This is a genomic window from Flavobacterium soli DSM 19725 (assembly GCF_000422705.1).
Taxonomy (GTDB): domain Bacteria; phylum Bacteroidota; class Bacteroidia; order Flavobacteriales; family Flavobacteriaceae; genus Flavobacterium; species Flavobacterium soli.
On sequence record NZ_AUGO01000008.1, the window covers coordinates 206644 to 226539 of the forward strand.

At 35.8% G+C, this 19896-nt stretch carries 13 protein-coding genes; 8 read left to right on the forward strand and 5 right to left on the reverse strand.

The features are described from left to right. Nucleotides 1-31 precede the first annotated feature (31 nt). Together G508_RS18925 and G508_RS0111635 are read left to right on the forward strand one after the other, a co-directional pair. Nucleotides 32-3268: a pectinesterase family protein gene (locus tag G508_RS18925; RefSeq protein WP_051197580.1), complete on the forward strand. Its 3237-nt coding sequence runs from the start codon at nucleotides 32-34 to the stop codon at nucleotides 3266-3268. Nucleotides 3269-3423: 155 nt separating this feature from the next. Beyond that, the gene (locus G508_RS0111635) at nucleotides 3424-4221 is read left to right on the forward strand and encodes a T9SS type A sorting domain-containing protein (RefSeq protein ID WP_157485999.1); all 798 of its coding nucleotides are present in this window, start codon (nucleotides 3424-3426) and stop codon (nucleotides 4219-4221) included. A gap of 403 nt (nucleotides 4222-4624) precedes the next feature. Here the strand turns inward: G508_RS0111635 and G508_RS0111640 are convergent, their stop codons facing one another. Continuing rightward, nucleotides 4625-7108 carry a pectate lyase family protein gene (locus G508_RS0111640; protein ID WP_026705484.1) on the reverse strand — a complete coding sequence of 828 codons (2484 nt, stop codon included), beginning with the start codon at nucleotides 7106-7108 and terminating at the stop codon, nucleotides 4625-4627. A 478-nt stretch (nucleotides 7109-7586) separates the two neighbouring features. On the opposite strand from G508_RS0111640, the gene G508_RS0111645 reads away from it, so the two are divergent. From G508_RS0111645 to G508_RS0111665, 5 genes are all read left to right on the forward strand, one after another. After that, the gene (locus tag G508_RS0111645) at nucleotides 7587-8477 is read left to right on the forward strand and encodes an alpha/beta hydrolase (RefSeq protein ID WP_026705485.1); all 891 of its coding nucleotides are present in this window, start codon (nucleotides 7587-7589) and stop codon (nucleotides 8475-8477) included. A 3-nt stretch (nucleotides 8478-8480) separates the two neighbouring features. Then, on the forward strand, nucleotides 8481-9455 hold the full coding sequence (locus G508_RS0111650; RefSeq protein ID WP_035694622.1) for a DUF4861 family protein: 975 nt from the start codon (nucleotides 8481-8483) through the stop codon (nucleotides 9453-9455). Continuing rightward, nucleotides 9436-10665: a glycoside hydrolase family 88/105 protein gene (locus tag G508_RS0111655; protein ID WP_051197582.1), complete on the forward strand. Its 1230-nt coding sequence runs from the start codon at nucleotides 9436-9438 to the stop codon at nucleotides 10663-10665. The genes G508_RS0111650 and G508_RS0111655 overlap by 20 nt, the downstream gene beginning before the upstream one ends. A gap of 9 nt (nucleotides 10666-10674) precedes the next feature. Next, complete coding sequence (gene pelA / locus G508_RS0111660; protein WP_035694623.1) at nucleotides 10675-12675, forward strand: pectate lyase; 2001 nt, start codon at nucleotides 10675-10677, stop codon at nucleotides 12673-12675. A 71-nt stretch (nucleotides 12676-12746) separates the two neighbouring features. After that, nucleotides 12747-13508, forward strand: coding sequence for a rhamnogalacturonan acetylesterase (locus G508_RS0111665; RefSeq protein ID WP_026705489.1), 762 nt, complete (start codon nucleotides 12747-12749; stop codon nucleotides 13506-13508). Between the two features lie 40 nt (nucleotides 13509-13548). Here the strand turns inward: G508_RS0111665 and mnmE are convergent, their stop codons facing one another. Then, nucleotides 13549-14949 (reverse strand): tRNA uridine-5-carboxymethylaminomethyl(34) synthesis GTPase MnmE, encoded by a 1401-nt coding sequence (gene mnmE, locus G508_RS0111670; protein WP_026705490.1) that lies wholly within the window; start codon nucleotides 14947-14949, stop codon nucleotides 13549-13551. Between the two features lie 215 nt (nucleotides 14950-15164). Here mnmE and G508_RS0111675 point away from each other — a divergent pair, with 215 nt between their 5' ends. Next, the gene (locus G508_RS0111675; protein WP_026705491.1) at nucleotides 15165-16004 is read left to right on the forward strand and encodes a universal stress protein; all 840 of its coding nucleotides are present in this window, start codon (nucleotides 15165-15167) and stop codon (nucleotides 16002-16004) included. A gap of 125 nt (nucleotides 16005-16129) precedes the next feature. Here the strand turns inward: G508_RS0111675 and dnaN are convergent, their stop codons facing one another. From dnaN to gldF, 3 genes are all read right to left on the reverse strand, one after another. Then, nucleotides 16130-17248, reverse strand: a complete 1119-nt coding sequence (gene dnaN, locus G508_RS0111680) for a DNA polymerase III subunit beta (RefSeq protein WP_026705492.1) — start codon at nucleotides 17246-17248, stop codon at nucleotides 16130-16132. 249 nt (nucleotides 17249-17497) lie between these two features. Continuing rightward, the gene (gene gldG / locus G508_RS0111690) at nucleotides 17498-19162 is read right to left on the reverse strand and encodes a gliding motility-associated ABC transporter substrate-binding protein GldG (RefSeq protein ID WP_026705494.1); all 1665 of its coding nucleotides are present in this window, start codon (nucleotides 19160-19162) and stop codon (nucleotides 17498-17500) included. Further along, on the reverse strand, nucleotides 19162-19887 hold the full coding sequence (gene gldF, locus G508_RS0111695) for a gliding motility-associated ABC transporter permease subunit GldF (RefSeq protein WP_026705495.1): 726 nt from the start codon (nucleotides 19885-19887) through the stop codon (nucleotides 19162-19164). The genes gldG and gldF overlap by 1 nt, the downstream gene beginning before the upstream one ends. Nucleotides 19888-19896 lie beyond the last annotated feature (9 nt).

The following is a 19896-nucleotide window of genomic DNA, read 5'->3' on the forward strand; positions in this document are numbered from 1 at the left end:
GGAGTTAGCAAACTTTTAAAAACACATTATTATGCAAAAAATTACTCAATTGCTCGTTTTGTTTTTTATCGTGACAGGATTTTCAGTACAATCGCAAGTCACTGATGTTTGGGATTTTGGTGCAACCCAACTGGACAACACTTTGTTCAATAATCAATTGAATGAAACCATTATTAATTCTTGGTATGATAGCTCCATTACTCCTGGAAGTGCCGGTACAACCAATACATTTCCCGTGAGTTTTATAGCTGGGGCATTGTCTTGGACAGGTGGTGCAAGTGACAGGCTGAGAACAACGAATACTGCATTGACAAGGTACGACAACAATATTGCCAGTGTGACAACACACAACGGAAGGGTTTATTGTAATGCTTTTGCTCCACTTTCTAACGGATTGCCAACTTCGCGCTATTTTACTTTGGCCTTAGATGAAGATGATGAAGTAAAAATAATTGCCAGAGGCGATACGGCAGGATCTTTAAGTTTTGTTTACCAGTCAAATCCAGAACTTCAAAATGATAGTTTTCCAATAACAGCAACTTCAGGAAGTGTGACAGAGGCTAGTTTTGTGGCAAAAAATGCAGGAAATTATATTTTTTATGATGCTTCCGCCAAGGCCAGTATTTATAGGATTTATAGAAAAGATGCGGTTTATACTTCCGTAACCGGAAATGTAGATGTTTCGCAAGCGGTCGGAATTCCAGAAGGCTATTCGGTTGTTTTTACAAACCTGGCAGGAAAATCTTGGACAGCTACAATTAATGCTGGCGTATATAATATTTCAGTTCCGGTTGGTTATGCTTATACTTTGAGTTTGGCAGATGCAAGCGGATATATCATTACTACAGGAGATTCATTTGACACTACTGGTGTTGCAACGCCTTCGGTTGATCATAATATTGCAATTACTGGAGTAAATTTATTTACGGTTTCGGGAAGTATCAGTGGTTTGGGAACTTCAATTTCAAATCTTGGTTTGATGTTCACTCCAGATCCGGCAAGTAATTCAGCTTATACACCATCTCCAATTTTTGATTTTGAAACTTCAACTTATTCTGTTCAATTAGAACCCAATATACAATATACCATCACGGCCCAAGGTGTAAATGATTTTGAAATAATTGCAAATACAGTGACGGTTTCAAGTCAAGATACTTTTGATATTGTTTTTACTCCAAAACCGGTCTATCCAGTAACAATCACAACAACAGGTTTGACTGAAAATCAATTAAGCGACTTGCAATTGACGTTTACCAATTTAAACGAAAGTGGATACAGCTATACATTTGAGGAGTTGAATTCGATTGCATTACGAAACGGAACTTACGGAATTTCCTTCAGCGGATTGGATAATCATCCTGTTGAATTGGGATTAACATCAAATTTAGGTGTAAATGGGGTTGGGACTTCAAAAACGATAAACTTCAATCCAGTGACGGTTTGGTCGTTTAATGATAAAGCAATCAATTCCAGTACAACTGCTTATTATAAAGGTATGGTGTTGACAGGTCAGGTTTCAACCGTAACCAGTTCGGGGCATTTGACTGCAAAAACCGAAGCGACAATGCAAGTTCCAATACTTCCCAACCAAAAGGTTATAGTGTCCTACTATTATTCGGCTAATTTTTCGATTGAAGGGGGAGCTTCAATTACTACAGCATCTAACAGCACTTCAATCGTAGAAAATGTCGAATATGTTTATACTGGAATTACACCCGGAAATGTAACCATCACCGTTGGTGGTCCATCCAATCTGACTAGTTATTTTACAGAAGTAAAAACGGTTCCCAATGTTGCCTACAGCCCTATAATTACAGTTGGAGTTGATAAGCAATATCAAACCATTAACGACGCGCTTTTGGCAGTTTCAAACATGACAAGAACCAATACAGATAGGGTAACCATCATGATTGATTCAGGAAATTATGAAGAAATGTTGGTTATCAATCAAGCAAATATCACTTTGAAAAATGCCTCTACAACTCCAAATATTGACTTGATAAACGGTGGGGTTGACATAACGGATGGTGCTGTAAGAGTCACATCCTATTATGGTCATGGATATAGCTATTACAGTATGGCATCCAATCAGAAATGGAACCAGCAAACCTTGGATGTGAATTTGGCCAACGGAAATTTTTCCTATCAAAATGCTGGAGCCGGAACCACGAATGGTTCTTTTTGGAACGCTACAGTTGTGGTAAATGCAAATGGTTTTGAAGCAGAAGATATTATTTTCGAAAATTCGTTCAACCAATACATCTCAATAAAAGAATCTCAGGATGTGGTTGTGGCTTGGTCATCGGGAAGTCCGGGAGTAAGGCCTACAAATAGCGGAAACACAGAGGTCCAAAACAAGACATTTGTAGAAAGAGCGGCGGCTTTGGCTGTCAACAATAATGTTCAGAAAGTTGTTTTAAATAAATGTAGGGTTGTTGGCCGTCAAGATTCTTTTTTTGGTGGAACTGGAGCTAGGGTTGCGGTATATAAAGGAACGGTCATGGGGGCTGTCGATTATATTTTTGGAGCTATGGATGCGGTTTTCTATAAGACAGAATTAAGTATGAATACAAGCGATCAATCCAGTGATGTTTCTTATATAACTGCTGCACAACAAGCATCGGGTAGGGGATATTTGATGTTTGAATGCACGGTTACTACAGCTGAACCTTTAATTGAAACGGCTTCAGTATATCGATCAAAACCGGGATATTTTGGACGTCCTTGGTTGGCCACTACCAGCGAAGTTGTTTTTTATAATACTACTATTGAAACTACAAATTTTCCAGGTTATGAAGGAAATTCATTGATTCTACCTTTAGGTTGGCAAAATACCTTGGGAGGAACATCAAGCGGAATGTATGAATACGGAACAATTGAAAACTCAGGGATTGATAATTCTTTGACTCGTGCCAATTGGGCAACAAATCTTGTAACCCCTGTGCTAAATGATGGCACTTCAATTACAACATTCAATTTTACAAAAGGTACCGATGATTGGGATCCTTTTCCGGAACTAATCAATAATGACCTGGGAGTTGGGATGTATAATCCACAATCGGAGGTGAAAGTTTTTGCGGTTGACAGTTCAATTTACATTCAGAATGTCTTGCATAAAACACAAGTCAATGTATATGCGGTTAATGGGGTTTTGGTAAAATCATCAGAGATAGTAAGTGACAGTAACATTGACATTAGTGATGGTATTTGGATTGTAGTGCTGAAATCTACGGCTGGATATAAAGCTGTAAAAGTAATAACCCATTGATAGGATTGCAATTCTAGCAATCATTTTATTTTTCATCTATTTAAATCAATTTTTCATAAAAATTAACGCCTATTTTTTTGTAGATCAAAATTATATAATTACTTTTATGTAATCGATTGTATAAATTTTTTAATCAACATTTTAAACTATTAATTATGAAAAAAACATTACTATTCTCAATTTTTGCATCTTTCCTTTGTTCGACTATGTCCTATTCCCAGACAAAAGTTTGGGATTTTGGAAATGATAGTGATACTTGGCCTTTAAGTTCAGGAATTTCTTCTGAAGTGATTGTTGATAATTTGGGCTTGTTTCCAATTGCAACCAATACCAATTTCGCTGCAGTTACTGCTCAAAACAACACTTTTTCTGATGGTTATACATCAGTAAATCGTTTCCAAATGAATGGTGGAGGTGGTGTTACAGCTCCAGATTATATGCCTATTCAACGTTTTTTATATTTTGATGTAGATAGTGATTGTGTCGTAAAAGTATGGTTCAAGACGGGAAGCAATGGTGCCGTAAGAACTGTCATGGTAACAGATGGTACCTCTTTGGTAGGAAGTGCTACAACAAATACGGGTTCCAATACTGATACAGCAATTATTACTGCAAATTACACGGGAACAGGCGGAAGACTTTATATTTATGGTGACGGAACAGCCAACAACTTGATGAAAGTCCAGGTTACTGGTGCAACCGTTAGCACAACTACCTTGTCGAAAGATGATTTCCATGCAAATGTTTCGAACGTTTTTTCTGATGGAAACAAGGTATATTTAAGCAATATTAAATCAAATACAGAAGTAAAAGTTTATAGTGTTACTGGGGCTTTAGTAAAATCTTTTGCTACTTCATCAGATATAGATTTCCAATTGGATCAAGGTCTATTTATCGTTAACGTAAAATCAGCTGAAGGTGCTGAAAAATCAGTTAAAGTTGCCTTGAAATAATTTTGCATTAAATTAGATAGTTAGGTTTAATAAATTGTGTTTTTTAAGAAGCAGTAAATGAAAATTTACTGCTTTTTTTTGGCGTTTGATGAGATGAGATATGAATTAAATATTAATCGATTACAATGTTGAAGCTTACTAAGATGGTATCAAAATAAAAGATAACAAACAATAACAAAAAATGATGACACTAATTGCATGAATTTCTGCGAATTAATTGGTTGAAATCTGTATTGGAAAATAGATTTCAAATCTATTGTAGTTTAGCCAAAATTAATTTGTGAAATTAGTGAAAGCTTGCAAATGCATATCTAGTAAGGATGGCGTTATGCTTTCCTTAAAAAAAGGCCCTTTCAAAATCATGAAAGGGCCTTTTAAATGAATATAATTAAATCGCATTAAATTACTTCTTGTTTATCTTCTTATCAAAAACACCTTCATTGGTTTGAATCTTAACCAAATATATACCACTGCTCAATTCGCTAATATCAATTTTAGCAGTATTGTCTCTGATTGTTTTAACCAGTTGCCCGAGAATACTATAAACCGAAATACTCTGAATAATTTGATTGTCTGAAAGTGAAATGTTCAGCTCATTTGTAACAGGATTTGGATATAAAGCGATATCATTTTTGGTAAAATCATTTGTTCCCAGGGAACTGTATTGGGTTTTGATGTAGTATAAATTCGTAGTACCTCCTTTTGTGATTGTGTTGGTTCCTGCAGGAACGTTCGGGATAATTGCTACACCTGAAGAGGCTGTGTGATTGACACCATTAAGCTTAATAACGCCATTAAAGGTTGGATCAAAAACCAATGTTAATGTTGAAGGAATTAAAGTAGTATAAGTAATTACGGTCGGAGTTTCAATCTTTAAACGGGCCGTCAATGTCAAATCATCATACGTGGTTAGTCCTGGATTTGAATTCATATTGGCAGATGTAAAGCTGTAGAAAGAACTCGTTAATCCCGAAGTGGTAAAATTATGGATTTCATCTCCAGTAGGAGGAAGTCCAATAGTTATCGAACCAGAGCCAGATACTGAAGTTCCTGATGTTCCGGTTGTGGCAATAGTAAAAGTTATATCACCCGTTGGTGTCCCGGATACTGTAACGGTTTTGTCGGTCATATTTTTAACGAAATCAATCCCAAAAGCCGGTAATCCGGTAACGGTTACATCGGTTGCGGTTCCGCCCCAGGTGAAAACCATAGTGCTTATTGTACTTCCTTCGGTAACAGTTTGCTCGTTGTTTTCAGGAATAATCAAGGTTTGACTACTTTCAATTGGGGTTATTCCTTGAATCGCTACCAACGAGGATGTATATCCATTTAAAAGTGCCATCAGGCCTGCATTTACAGCTGAGTGGGTATCATCGATTGCATTGTTGAAAGTCCAACTGATATCTCCTCCAGAAACCCTTCCAGAATAGAGCATTACATTATCTTTTGCAATTGCTGGAGCGTCAATAACTAAGTCGTTTATATATAATGTCGCATCGGTATCAAAATTATTATAAGGAGTATTGCCCTGAAAAGAAGTGATGGTATTACTTACAACTTCGTTTCTTGTAGTAGCTACATAAGCGTCAAACTGACTAGGATTTGTTGTAGCATTGTAAGGAAGAAAGCTTGTTTGTCCGCTCATTTCATTGTTGAAAGCTTTAATAATTCCGCCATTTTCTCCCGAGAATGTTCCATTTGCACCACCTAGGATATCGGTTCCTTGTTTGGAAATCATCATAGGGTATTTGCAAGTGCGGAAAAAATTCCCTTCTACAAAAACCGATGAACCCAATGTGGATCCTACGCCATATTTAGAAATTCCGTCAAAATAATTGTTGTAAACGTGTGCTGAATAATAGCGAACCCTTGGATGACGCGAATCTGAATGATCAAACCAGTTGTGATGGTAGGTGATATACAATCCTGAAGTGGTATTTTCGCTTAAACCCAAAAGACACGATTTTCCTGTATCCCAAAAATGATTATAGGAAAAAGTAACATAAGTAGATTTTTTGCAATCCAATGAACCATCGCCCTTCACTTGATCGGCATCTCCACCAGGAGCTCCATAAAACATATCGCAATGATGCACCCATACATATTCATTGTCTTGTTGAAGGCTAACATTGTCGCCTTCGCTTGCATTTGTAAGCATAAATCCAAGATTTCTGACCTCTATATTCGATCCTTTCTTGATGCGTAATCCCCATCCGTTGACTAATGCATCTGAACCCACACCTTCAAAAGTGATAGAACCATTAATATTGTTGTCATTTTCAATCACGATGTCGCCACTAAGCATATAATTCAAATCAGTAATATTCCCTATCAATCTCACAATCAGCGGACGATTGTCATCTCCTTTTTTGTAACCGTCCAAAATGGTTTGCAAACCCACACAAGGATTGTTATTGGCTCCGACTACTACAAGCGAAACCGTGTTTTTTGTCTCTTCGGAAATGTATAGAATAACAGCATTAGTTTTTACAGTTCCATCAAGATTGTAGCCTCCTGGAATTTTATTATTGCTGTGTGCGAAACCATTTCGGTCATGGGCCAAAACCGTAACACTTTCAGAAATCGTTGCTTCTCCTTCTATATTGGCTGTAACGGGAACCACTTTTAAAGTATAATTTCCTGCCGAAAGCCCGAGTACATCTGCCCGAAAATAGCTTCCATAACTCCTAATCAGTTGGGTGTCGATTATTTGGTCGGTCAAACCGCCACCAGTGTAGTAAACATTATAACTGTCAACACCTTCAACAGGGCTCCAAGTAACATATGCTGTTTCTAGCCAACCTGTTGCTTGCGTGATGGTAACGTTTTGTGCCTTCATTTGAAAGGAAAATAAAAACAATAACGTTAACTGTACTATTTTTTTCATAAGATAATTTTTGATAAGCTATAAAATTTTATGTAATGGATTACACAAAATTATAAATTATAAAATAACAATCCAATGTTTTTATGCTAAATAAAAATAAAACCAAAATATTTTATGATAAATTCAATGTATATAAGACTTTATAAGGAAATCTATTCATTAAGGATATTCTTGTTTAGGTGAATTTAAGATCTAAACGTATGGGACTGCTGACTCTAATAGAAAAATATTTAGCTTTAAAATGTCATTTTCTCCTATTTTTTATAATTTAATGGAATATTGATGGTTTTTAAAGTTCAGTTTATATTCTCTTTTTTTAATGATATTATTATTTTGTGCCCTATTATCAATACGATATTAATTTTTGGTCTAATATTTTTATTAATATAGTATTTTTAGTATTTTTGTGTAATCGATTACTTTTTTTAAATAAGTTTTTTGAACAAATTTTATATTTTTAATGTTTAAAAAATTAATAATGAGATATTTAGTTATTTTTTTTGTTTTAATGAATTTGAATTTGGCTTCTGGTCAGGTTACAAAGGATACTTCCTTTACTATTTTATCAGAATATAAAAAGCAACTAAAAAAATATCCTTCTATAAAAATTGTAGAACCTCAAAGGAATCCATTGGTTTTGGAACAAAAAGATATTGTTTATACTTATCAAAAACGACCTTTACACCTTGATGCCTATCTTTTTAAGTCCAATAAAAAACTTCCAGCGGTTGTAATGCTTCACGGTGGCGGATGGAAATCGGGCGATAAATCGATGCTAGAACCATTTGCAGAAAAAATCACATTAAATGGATATCAATGTTTTGCTATCGAATACCGTTTATCCGATGAAGCTCAATATCCTGCAGGAATTGATGATGTACTAAAGGCCATTACATTTATTAAAAATAATGCTGAAAGATTTAATGTTGATACTTCCAAAATTGTAATTCTAGGACAATCTTCTGGAGCTCAAATGGCTTCTTTGATCGGAACAAAATACAATACAGAAGTAAATGCAATCATTAACATTGATGGCGTTCTGGCATTTCATCATCCAGAATCATCAGAAGGTAAATATGCCTCGTTATGGCTTGGCGGAACGTATGAGGAAATTCCCGAAATTTGGATGGATGCATCGGCACTATCTCATACAGACGAAAATACACCGCCCATTTTGTACATCAACAGTCAACACGAACGTTTTCACGCAGGTAGAAATGATATGAACGAGATATTGAAAAAGCATAAAATTTATTCAAGAATAGAAACCATTCCGGATAGTCCACACACATTTTGGCTGTTTGAGCCGTGGTTTGACAAAACGGTACAATACACACTCGATTTCCTAAACGAAAAATTAAAATCTTAAATAATGAATTCATCCAAATTATTTCTAGCAACTTCAATTGTTTGTCTATTGGCAAGTTGCAGTTCGAAACAATCAAGTTTGCAATCTAAAAACCAAAAAACCTATGCCGAAATTTCGATAAAAGAAGGAGGAAAATGGAATGGAAAAAAATACGAAGGTGGTACTTTTAAAAATGTCGAAAATTTAAAAGTTCCCGAAAGCCACACCGATCATTCGTTTTACATTCGCTATGAAGGTCCGGGTTGGGAAAGCAATAAAGTAGGATACAGGCTTTACCTGGATTGGCGAAATGCGATTGATATTTACGGAAAGAAAACAGATACTTTGGTCTTGTCGCAAGTAGGTCAGGATGGTTTTGATTCCTATCACAATATGAGCGATTGGGGAGCTGATATTTTAAAAGTGGCCAAGGGTATGGGAGTTGGCTCCATCGGAAGGATTCTCAATAACGAAATGCATCATTTTAAGGAAGTAGATTCTACCTTTGCAAAAGTTTCCAATGAAAAGCACAACTCTGAAGTGAAAGTGGATTATTTTGGTTGGAAAACCAATAACCAAAAAAACAATCTGCAATCGTGGCTGACTATTTTTCCAGACGAACGTTATACGAAACATACGATCCAATCATCTGAATTGATGGACGGAATTTGTACAGGGATTGTTAAACTGAATAATCTTCCTGTCATAGAAAAATCAAGTGAAAACAAAAAATGGGCTTATATTGCAACCTATGGCGTTCAAACTCTTTTTGATGATCAACTTGGAATGGCGGTTTTCTATGAAGTGTCAACTGCCGAAAAACCTTTTGAAGGGCCACATGATCATCTGATTCAGTTTAAACCAACAAAAAATAAGATTACGTTCTATTTTCTTGGAGCTTGGGAAAAAGAACCGAACGGCATTAAAAGCAGGGAAGCCTTTATTCACTATTTGGATGAAAATTTAAAAAAACTAAACGATGGCAATTCACTCAATTAATATGAAAAGAAGAAGCAAATTATATGTATTGATTGTTGCAACATCGATAGTGATGGGGTGCAAATCCAATAAAACAGTTACAACCAATTCTAATTTGGAAGTTCCAACAGAGTTAAAATGGTCGGAAAGAATGGCTTTAACCTTGATGAAGCAACATCCAAATGCTTACGAGATTGATCATAAAACCCAACCAAAATGGGATTATGTTCACGGATTGGTCATGACTTCTTTTGAGAAATTATACGAAGAAACCAAAAAGCAAGCCTATTATGATTATCTAAAAGGATATTATGATGCCACGATTCAGCCCGACGGAAGTATCCCAACCTATAAATTAGAGAATTACAATATTGACATGTTGGCGTCAGGAAATGCACTTTTTTATATGTATGACACGACAAAGGAAGAAAAATATTTGAAGGCTTTAAAGTTACTCCGAAGCCAGCTGGAAAAGCATCCTCGAACTTCTGAAAAGGGTTTTTGGCACAAGAAAGTCTATCCAAACCAAATGTGGCTGGATGGTTTGTATATGGGTTCGCCTTTTTATGCACATTACACGGTAAAATTTGAAAACGGAATAAATCTGGACGATGTTGCACTTCAATTTGAACAGATCCAGAAGCATTTGTTGGATGCCAAAACAGGACTTTTATACCACGGTTGGGACGAAAGTAAGGAAATGGCTTGGGCCAATAAGCAAACAGGAACTTCACCGAATTTTTGGTCAAGATCGTTGGGTTGGTATGCCATGGCTTTGGTCGATGTGTTGGACTATATGCCAGAAAATCATCCGAAACACAAAGAATTGGTTGTTTATTTGAACCAATTGGCGGAAGCCTTGAAAAAACAGCAACACGCTTCAGGACTTTGGTACCAAGTTACAGATCAGGGAAATAGAGAAGGAAATTACTTGGAAGCATCGGGAACGGCCATGTTTGCTTATTCTTTCGCGAAAGGAGCAAATAAAGGCTATTTACCAAAAGAATATAAAAAAGTAGCCGAAAAGGCATTCGACGGATTGACAAGGGATTTAGTGAAAATAGCTCCCGAAGGTTATGTTATTATTACAGAAGCTTGTGCTGTTGCAGGTTTGGGAGGAAAACCCTATCGCGATGGATCTTATGAATATTATGTAAACGAACGGAAGCAAGATAATGATCCAAAAGCAACTGGGCCGTTTATCTTAGCAGCTTTAGAATTAAATAAATAAGCAATCCAGATGCAAAAAACAATTGTACTTTTTCTCTTGCTTGTTGTTTTTTCAAAGGGTCAAGCCCAAATTTTGAAAACTTCTTGGAAAGATATTGTCAATAAAATGGATGAGGCTTGGTTTCAATCTAAAGAAGCCGAGGAAATAGCCCAAAATGTTTTGTTGTACCAGCGGGATATTGGAGGTTGGCCTAAAAATATCCAAATGCAGGAACCGCTTTCTGAAAAGGAAAAGTCGGATTTGGTAGCCTTAAAATCCAGTTCAAAAGGATGTACGATTGACAATGGTGCTACCATTTTGGAGATGCTTTTTTTATCCAAAATCTATAAGCAAAATCCAAAGGAAGAATATAAAAACGCATTCTTGAAAGGATTGGATTATTTGTTGATGGCACAATATGAAAACGGTGGATGGCCTCAATTTTATCCGTTAGAAAAAAAATATTCTTCACACATTACCTACAATGATGATGCTATGGCAAATGTGATGCCTATCTTGAAGGAAATAAAAGATAAGACGGATCATTTTTCAATCCAACCTTCGCAAGAAATCAGAGAAAAAGCAAGCCGGGCATTTGATAAAGGAATTGATTGCATTTTGAAAACCCAGTACCGACAAAGAGGCGTTTTGACAAGCTGGTGTGCTCAACATGATGAATTTACGTTATTACCAGCCGATGCACGAAGTTTTGAATTGGCTTCCTTGAGTGGTTATGAGTCGGCAAAAATTGTATTGCTTTTGATGGATATCAAAAAGCCTTCGCGTGAGGTGATAACATCCGTAAACAGTGTCGTTGACTGGTTTGAAAAAACTAAAATCACGAATTTAAGAGAAGAGCGGATTTATGATGAGAAGGGCAAGATGATTGATAAAAAGATGGTTCCTGCTGAAAATGCCGAACCAATTTGGGCTCGTTTTATGGAATTGGAAAACAACAAACCATTTTTTTGTGACCGTGACGGAATCAAGAAAGATTCTATTTCTCAGATTGGTATCGAAAGAAGAGTGGGATATGCTTGGTACAGCTCAGCTCCACAAAAGGTTTTAGATAAATTTGAAAAATGGAGCAAGCAAAATTTTATCAAAAAGCCGGTTGATGAAAACTATGTAACCGTTGCCCAAGATGGTTCTGGCGATTATACTTCGATTCAGGAAGCTATCAATCAGGCAAAGGCTTTTCCATATGAAAAGATTACGATTTTCATCAAAAATGGGATTTATAAAGAGAAAATAAAAATCCACGAGTGGAACACCAACCTGCAGTTAATCGGCGAAAGCCAAGAAAAAACAATTATCACATTTGATGACTATTTTGGCAAAATGGGTTTGGGCAGAAACAGCACTTTTTATACCTATACTTTGATGGTTGATGCTGATGATGTGGTGTTGCAAAACCTTACCATTGAAAATGCTGCTGGAGAAGTTGGTCAGGCTGTGGCACTTTCGGTAACTTCAAATAGGGTGGCGGTTATAAATTGCAAACTACTTGGAAATCAAGATACTTTGTATGCAACAGGAACTGGAAAACAATATTTTAAAAATTGCTACATCGAAGGTACAACCGATTTTATCTTCGGAAGTGCAACTGCATTTTTTGAAAATTGCGAGATTCACAGCAAAAAAGATTCCTTTATAACGGCGTCTTCCACTCCGAAAGATAGCAGTTTTGGTTATGTTTTCACTAATTGCAAATTAACAGCCGCCGATGATATTTCTAAAGTATATCTAGGACGACCTTGGAGAATTTATGCTAAAACAGTATTTCTGAATTGCAATTTAGGAAATCATATTTTGCCTGAAGGATGGCACAATTGGTCGAAGCCAGAAGCTGAAAAGACTACTTTTTATGCTGAATTTAAAAATAATGGTGAAGGTTCAAAAACGCAATCACGGGTAAAATGGTCTTCTCAGCTTTCAAAAAAGGAAGCAAAAAAATATACGATAGAAAATATTCTAAAACAATCACAGCCTGATTCAAAAAAACATTGGTATGAAATGAGCATGCCCTAAAATTGGTCGCAAAAACCAATGAAGATATGTGAATTACATATGACCGATAAAAAAACAATAAACAGCTACATATGAAAATTTATAAGACTTTATTTTTAGTTTTAATTTTGGCTTTTGGATGTAAGAGTGCCCAAACAGTAGATGGAAATTCTCCAGTTGTGATTTACACCATCGGAGATTCGACTATGGCAAACAAACCAAATCCTAATGAAAATCCAGAACGTGGCTGGGTTCAGGTTCTAAGTCCGTTTTTCAACGAAAAAGTAACAATTAAAAACCACGCGGTAAACGGAAGAAGTACCAGAAGTTTTAGGGATTTGAAGCATTGGCAACCGGTTTTAGACTCGTTGCAACCTGGAAATTATGTCTTTATTCAATTTGGCCATAACGATGGGAAAGATACCGATCCCACACGTTATACCAATCCGCAAACTTCTTACCGACACAATCTAATGCGTTATGTGGAGGAAACTCGTGCAAAAGGAGCGATCCCAATTTTGTTTTCATCAATTGCCAGAAGAAAATTCAATGAGCAAGGTGTTTTATTGGATTCCCACGGAAATTATACTTTGCAGGCACGTCTGGTAGCTCAAGAAATGAACGTTCCTTTCTTTGATATGCAATATTATACCGAACTTTTGGAAGAATCCTATGGAGTTGAAGGTTCCAAGAAACTGCATCTGCATTTTGCTCCAAATGAAAATAGTTATATCCCAAAAGGAATAGAGGACAATACGCATTTATCGGTTTTAGGAGCTACTGAAATTTCTAAGATTTTTGTAAATGAATTGAAAAGACAGAAACATCCTTTGGCAAAGTATGTTAAGGAGTAAGAATTTCTTAAATTTTGATAATTTCAGATAAAAGTTAGAATTACTTCCCGATGCAAAAATTCGCAAAAATATTTCCCAACAATTCATCATTGGTAACTTCTCCTGTGATGTTTCCAAAATGATACAACGCTTCCCGAATATCAATAGCCATCAAGTCACTTGGTAAATTGGTTTGTAAGCCATAATTTACTTTTTGAATTTCTTCCAAAGCTTTCAATAACGAATCGTAATGTCTTGTATTTGTGATGATTGTTTCATTATTTCGCAAAGCACCCGTGTTCACAAACGAAAGTAATTGCTTTTTTAAATCCTCAATTCCAGCATTGTTTTTGGCAGAAATCAATTCGAGTTTCACGTTTAATGGTTCAAGTTGTTTTTTGATATTTTGAACCTCGTTTTCCGATAGCAAATCAACTTTATTAATAACAACAACCAAGGGTTTTAAAGGAAACTGATTCTTTATTTTTTCGATTTCTATGATGTATTCAGAGCTTTGAACTTTAAACTTTAAACTGTCAAATAAATAAAGGACAACCTGTGCTTGCTCAATTTTTTCAAAAGTTTTTTTGATTCCAATGCTTTCCACCACATCTTTAGTTTCGCGAATTCCGGCCGTATCAATAAAGCGGAAACTCATGCCATCAATTATCAGTTCATCTTCAATCGTGTCGCGAGTCGTTCCTGCAATATCCGAAACAATGGCTCGTTCCTCGTTTAATAAAGCGTTTAAAAGTGTCGATTTTCCAACATTTGGTTCGCCAACAATGGCAACTGGAATTCCGTTTTTGATAACATTTCCAACGGCAAACGAATCGATAAGACGTTTCAGGACAAATTCAATTCGGCTTAAAAGTTCATAGAATTGAGTTCTATCAGCAAATTCTACATCTTCTTCGGCAAAGTCTAATTCGAGTTCAATCAGTGATGCAAAATTCAACAATTCCTCACGCAATTTGGCAATTTCATTACTAAAGCCACCACGCATTTGCTGCATGGCAATTTGATGCGAAGCTTCGTTATCAGAATTGATCAAATCAGCAACAGCTTCGGCTTGAGAAAGATCTAATTTGCCGTTTAGAAAGGCTCTCAAAGTAAACTCTCCCGCTTGAGCCATTCGGCAACCTTTTCGCAATAATAATTGTATAATTTGCTGCTGGATATAGGTCGATCCATGACAAGAAATTTCAATCGTGTTTTCGCCCGTATAGGAATTCGGCCCTTTAAAAACTGAAACCAAAACTTGGTCAAGCACTTTTTCTCCTTCCACTATATGTCCCAAATGAATGGTATGGGTTTTCTGTTTGGCAAGATTTTTTCCTGAAACCGACTGGAAAACGCTAGCTCCAATATTGATAGCATTTTCACCCGAAATACGAATAACAGCAATCGCTCCCGCTCCAGAAGGTGTTGCCAATGCCACGATAGAATCCTGATTGATCATAAAAAAAATATTTTGTGCAAAAGTAATTAAAAAGGAATTAATGATCGGGATGATTTAAAGATCGAAAGATCCCTTGTGAGGATATTGAGTCTTTCAGTCATATAGCTTTTTTTTAAATCATTTTTTCGTTAAATATATGTAAAACTGATAATTGTCATACTAATAACTTGAATGTTTTCGTAACTTTAGATTGTTAATTAACAACCGCAATCGCTATGAGAAAGATATTGTTTCCCACAGATTTTTCAGAAACTTCAAACAATGCCTTCGTTTATGCTTTGAAACTCGCCGAGAACATTGGAGCTGAATTGATTACACTTCATGTTTATGAACTGCCAATTATCGATATGAGTTATACGGATATCCCTGTTTATCAGGCAGAAGTTTATGAAAGCTTGGAGCTGAACAACTTTGAAAACTTCAAGGATCAGATTCCAATGTTAAGAAAAATCGCTGAAAAACATAAATTGGAACACATTAAAATCAGCAATGTGATGTTGCAGGGTGACTTGGTTGCCAATATCATCCAAACAGTGAAAGATGAGTTTATAGACTATGTCGTAATGGGGACTGGTGGTGCATCAGGTTTGAAGGAGTTTTTCATTGGCTCTACAACGGCAAGTGTTATGACAGGAACAAAAGCATTAGTGTTGGGTGTTCCTGCAAATTCTGAATATGAACCGATAAAGAAAATTGGCTTTACGACACAATTCACTATCGAAGAATTGGATGCTTTGCGTAAATTAATTCCGCTTGCAAAAGGTTTTAAAGCAGATATTGAATGCCTGTTTGTAAAGAACAGCGAAAACGAGGTTAATGAAGTAATCATTGCCGATTGGAAAGTGATTTTCAAGGAAGAAAAAGTGACGTTTCATATTATCGAAAGTAAAGATGTAGAAGACACTATTGTAGATTTTGTAAACCTTTACAGAATTAATATTTTAGCTATGCTCAACCAAAAAAGAAGCTTCTGGGAAGGTCTTTTCCATACCAGTTTAACCAAGAAAATGGCCTTTCATCTCAAGATTCCGTTATTGGCACTTCATAATGATTAGTTAATTTTGGCTTTCGCCAAATAATTGCTGCATCTTTAAAAATAGTATTCTAAAAGCAAAAAACCGTAACTCAAATTGAATTACGGTTTTTTAAATATAAAAAATGGTTGGTTGATTAGCGAATTTTAGTTGTTCAGCATTACAGGCATCACAAGCATTGTAACGGTTTCACCATCTTCAAGTCCATCAACAGGAGTCAAAATACCAGCTCTGTTAGGTAATGACATTTCCAATTGAATTTCATCCGATTGAAGGTTAGTAAGCATTTCGGTAAGGAAACGTGAGTTGAAACCAATTTGCATATCGTCTCCTTGATAATCACAAGTCAAACGTTCTTCTGCCTTGTTTGAGTAATCTATATCTTCGGCAGAAATATTCAATTCTGCACCAGCAATTTTCAAACGGATTTGGTGTGTAGTCTTGTTTGAGAAAATCGCAACACGACGAACAGAACTCAAAAATTGAGCACGGTTAATCAATAATTTGTTTGGATTTTCTTTCGGAATTACCGCTTCATAGTTTGGATATTTTCCATCAATCAAGCGACACATCAAGATATAATTATCGAATGAAAAAGTAGCATTCGAATCGTTGTATTCAATTTTTACTTCAGCATCAGATGCACCTAAAATACTTTTCAAGATATTTAAAGGTTTCTTCGGCATAATAAAATCAGCAACCTGAGAAGCTTTCACATCTGTTCTTGCATATTTTACCAATTTATGAGCATCTGTTGCCACGAAAGTCAAACCTTCTGGAGAAAACTGGAAGAAAACGCCAGACATAACGGGTCTCAAATCATCATTTCCTGCAGCGAAAATCGTTTTGCTAACGGCAGTCGCCAAAACATCAGCAGGAACCAAAGTCGTAGAAGGATCGTCCAAGCTTACAGATTTTGGAAATTCGTCTCCTGGAGCATACGCCAAGGCATATTTACCAGAATTAGAGCTGATTTCGATGGTGTTATTATCTTCAACGGTAAAAGTTAGAGGCTGTTCTGGAAAAGTTTTAAGGATTTCCAAAAGCAATTTTGCAGGAACGGCAACGCTTCCTTTGCTTGTAGAATCAATCTCAAGTGTGGCTGACATTGTTGTTTCTAAATCGGATGCAGAAACAGTCAATAAATTATTGTCTAATTCAAAAAGGAAATTATCCAGGATAGGCAAGGTATTGTTGCTATTAATAACGCTACCTAAAACCTGTAATTGTTTTAATAAGTACGAACTCGATACTATAAACTTCATTGTCATTTTTTTTAAATCAAACACTTTTTGTGGAGTGTATTGTTTTTATGTTCCACAAATATATCTTAAAGAATCAAATATTGGAAACAAATTTATTAACATTTATTCTTTATAAATTTCAAAAGACAAATTCTAAAATCCAAATAAATTCCAATTGTTTAAATTTCAAAAACTTAAATGTGAAATTTTGGAAATTATTTCTTCACAAAATAGGTTTTGTTATTTGTGTTTTGTCTTTTGGGATTTCCCTTAGCTGTATTTTTTCTTTCTCAAAAAGGTAAAAACTAAACCAAAAATCCCTAACAAAATAATTGGTAATCCGACAGTTATAATTTGTGAGAAGGTATAATTATCGGCAACTTTTTGATCGTCCAGCAAAGGCAATTCGATATTTTTGCTTCGGATGTTGATAAGTCCGTTATCATCCAAAAGATAATTCACGCAATTCATCATAAAATCTTTGTTGCCATATACCTGCTGTGTCCATTGATCTAAACCATTTACGAGCGGTTTTTTGTTGACATAATTGTAGTTTACGATGTCGCCATCAGCAATCACAATCATCTTGTTTGGAACTCCATCGTCAGCAGGTTTTGGAATTGAAAAAGGTTTTACTCTATTTTTGAATGCAGATGTAAAATTTCCTTCCAATAAGGCTCCCGTAATTTGATTCCCACTATTAAAAACAGATTCATCAAGCTCTTGCATAAACTGGTTTAAACCCACCAAAACAGGTGTTCCAACTACTCTCGATTGTGGAGAGGTTTTCAATAAAACGGTTTTCTTGATGTTGTTTTTTAAGGTATCAATCTGGTTGGCAAATTCCATTTTTACCAAATTGATATTTTTATTAATTGGATGGTTTTCTTCCGATTTTAAAATAGGAGAATACAACCAATCGATAGGAAAATCAGCACCTTCGGCAGATTTGGCAGTAATGGGTGTCGACAATAAATCCTGAACCAATCGAGGATTGATTCGGACGCCATATTTAAAGAACATATCATCGATATTCAGATTATTGGCTGTAGCCAAACTCATCTGTTCCTCATTTTGAAGATGATCGAGGTCAATATTTACTTGATCAATCAGCCAGATGGTTTTCCCACCGTTCATGATATATTGATCCAAAATGTATTTTTCTTCATCAGAAAAAGCTTCGGTTGGTTTGGCAATTATCGCGGCATCAAAACGTTTCAAATTTTCCAAAACTTTTGGCAAATCATTTTTTAAAGAGTCAAGATTGAATTCGCCTAAAGCGTAATATTCTTTCGTACTCAATAGAAAATCAGCCAGATATTTGTCCTGCATTTCGCCATTTCCTTTCAGGATGGCAATTTTTTTCTTTGCGGTATTGGTCAGTTTTGTGATGGCATCTGTGAAAGCAAATTCCAATAATTGGACCGATTGGTTGATGTTTTGATCCGGTTTGTTTCCAAAATTATTCACTAGTAAAGGCACAGCCACTGATTTTTGTCCGACGTTTGCAATTGCCCAAGGAAATATTGGCGTAAGCGATTTTTTTCCCTTTACATTCTGGTTGATATTCGTTGGTGTCAATCCGATGCTCATTAATTCAGTCGTGTACTGTTCGGCAGTTGCTGCATCAGCAAGTGGATCGTTGAAATTAAAAATAATATTTTCGTTGTAAGCCTTAAATTCTTCTAGTATTTGACGAGTTTCGCTTTGCAAACGCTTGAATTGGGCTGGAAATTCTCCTTCTAGAAAAACATCAATTATAAGAGGATCTTTGACGTTTTTCAAAGTGTTTAAAGTGGTTTCCGACAAGGTGTATCGATTGTCAGAAGTAAGGTCGAAACGCTTGAAAAACTGATTTCCGAGAATATTCAGGATTACAATAATTACAACGGTAATCAGCAGTTTTTTGATGTTATTTTTTGTATAGCTGGTCATTACGATTTTAAAGATTTTAATTTAAAAACAGTAAACGATAAAAATAAAACTGTTACACTCACAAAATAAAGAATGTCTCTGGTGTCCAAAACACCACGGCTCATACTCTTGAAATGGCTGTCCATTCCGAGGGTTGAAACCGTTTGTTCAAAACCTGTCAAATAGCCTGCAAGTCCTTCAAAACCAAAATAGAAAAAGAAGCACAAAAATACCGAAAGTATAAACGCCACAATTTGATTATCGGATAGGGTAGAGGTGAAAATACCAATGGCAGAATAGGCCGAAATTAAGAATAAAAGGCCAAAATAGGAACCTAAAGTGCTTCCCAAATCAAGGTTTCCTTCAGGCAATCCCAAACCATAAATGACCCAAACATAAATCAGGGTCGGGATGATGGCGATGATGATTAAAAGCAAAGCTCCGAAAAACTTTCCGTTTACTATTTGCCAGATTGTGACAGGTTTAGTCAATAGCAATTCAAGTGTTCCTTGTTTCTTTTCATCCGAAAAACTTCGCATCGTAACGGCTGGAATCAAGAAGATTAAAATCCACGGAGCCAAGGTGAAAAACGGACTCAAATCGGCAAAACCGCTGTCTAAAATATTAAAATCTCCTTCAAAAACCCAAAGGAACAATCCGTTGAGCAAAAGAAAAATGGCAATCACCAGATAACCTATTGGCGAACCGAAAAAGGATTTTATTTCCCTGAAAAGAATGGCTTTCATCTACTTTTT

Bases quoted from the DNA above. Each gene is read 5' to 3' on its own strand.
- G508_RS18925 (WP_051197580.1), top strand. From the start codon at position 32: ATGCAAAAAATTACTCAATTGCTCGTTTTGTTTTTTATCGTGACAGGA.
- G508_RS0111635 (WP_157485999.1), top strand. From the start codon at position 3,424: ATGAAAAAAACATTACTATTCTCAATTTTTGCATCTTTCCTTTGTTCG.
- G508_RS0111640 (WP_026705484.1), bottom strand. From the start codon at position 7,108: ATGAAAAAAATAGTACAGTTAACGTTATTGTTTTTATTTTCCTTTCAA.
- G508_RS0111645 (WP_026705485.1), top strand. From the start codon at position 7,587: ATGAGATATTTAGTTATTTTTTTTGTTTTAATGAATTTGAATTTGGCT.
- G508_RS0111650 (WP_035694622.1), top strand. From the start codon at position 8,481: ATGAATTCATCCAAATTATTTCTAGCAACTTCAATTGTTTGTCTATTG.
- G508_RS0111655 (WP_051197582.1), top strand. From the start codon at position 9,436: ATGGCAATTCACTCAATTAATATGAAAAGAAGAAGCAAATTATATGTA.
- pelA (WP_035694623.1), top strand. From the start codon at position 10,675: ATGCAAAAAACAATTGTACTTTTTCTCTTGCTTGTTGTTTTTTCAAAG.
- G508_RS0111665 (WP_026705489.1), top strand. From the start codon at position 12,747: ATGAAAATTTATAAGACTTTATTTTTAGTTTTAATTTTGGCTTTTGGA.
- mnmE (WP_026705490.1), bottom strand. From the start codon at position 14,949: ATGATCAATCAGGATTCTATCGTGGCATTGGCAACACCTTCTGGAGCG.
- G508_RS0111675 (WP_026705491.1), top strand. From the start codon at position 15,165: ATGAGAAAGATATTGTTTCCCACAGATTTTTCAGAAACTTCAAACAAT.
- dnaN (WP_026705492.1), bottom strand. From the start codon at position 17,248: ATGAAGTTTATAGTATCGAGTTCGTACTTATTAAAACAATTACAGGTT.
- gldG (WP_026705494.1), bottom strand. From the start codon at position 19,162: ATGACCAGCTATACAAAAAATAACATCAAAAAACTGCTGATTACCGTT.
- gldF (WP_026705495.1), bottom strand. From the start codon at position 19,887: ATGAAAGCCATTCTTTTCAGGGAAATAAAATCCTTTTTCGGTTCGCCA.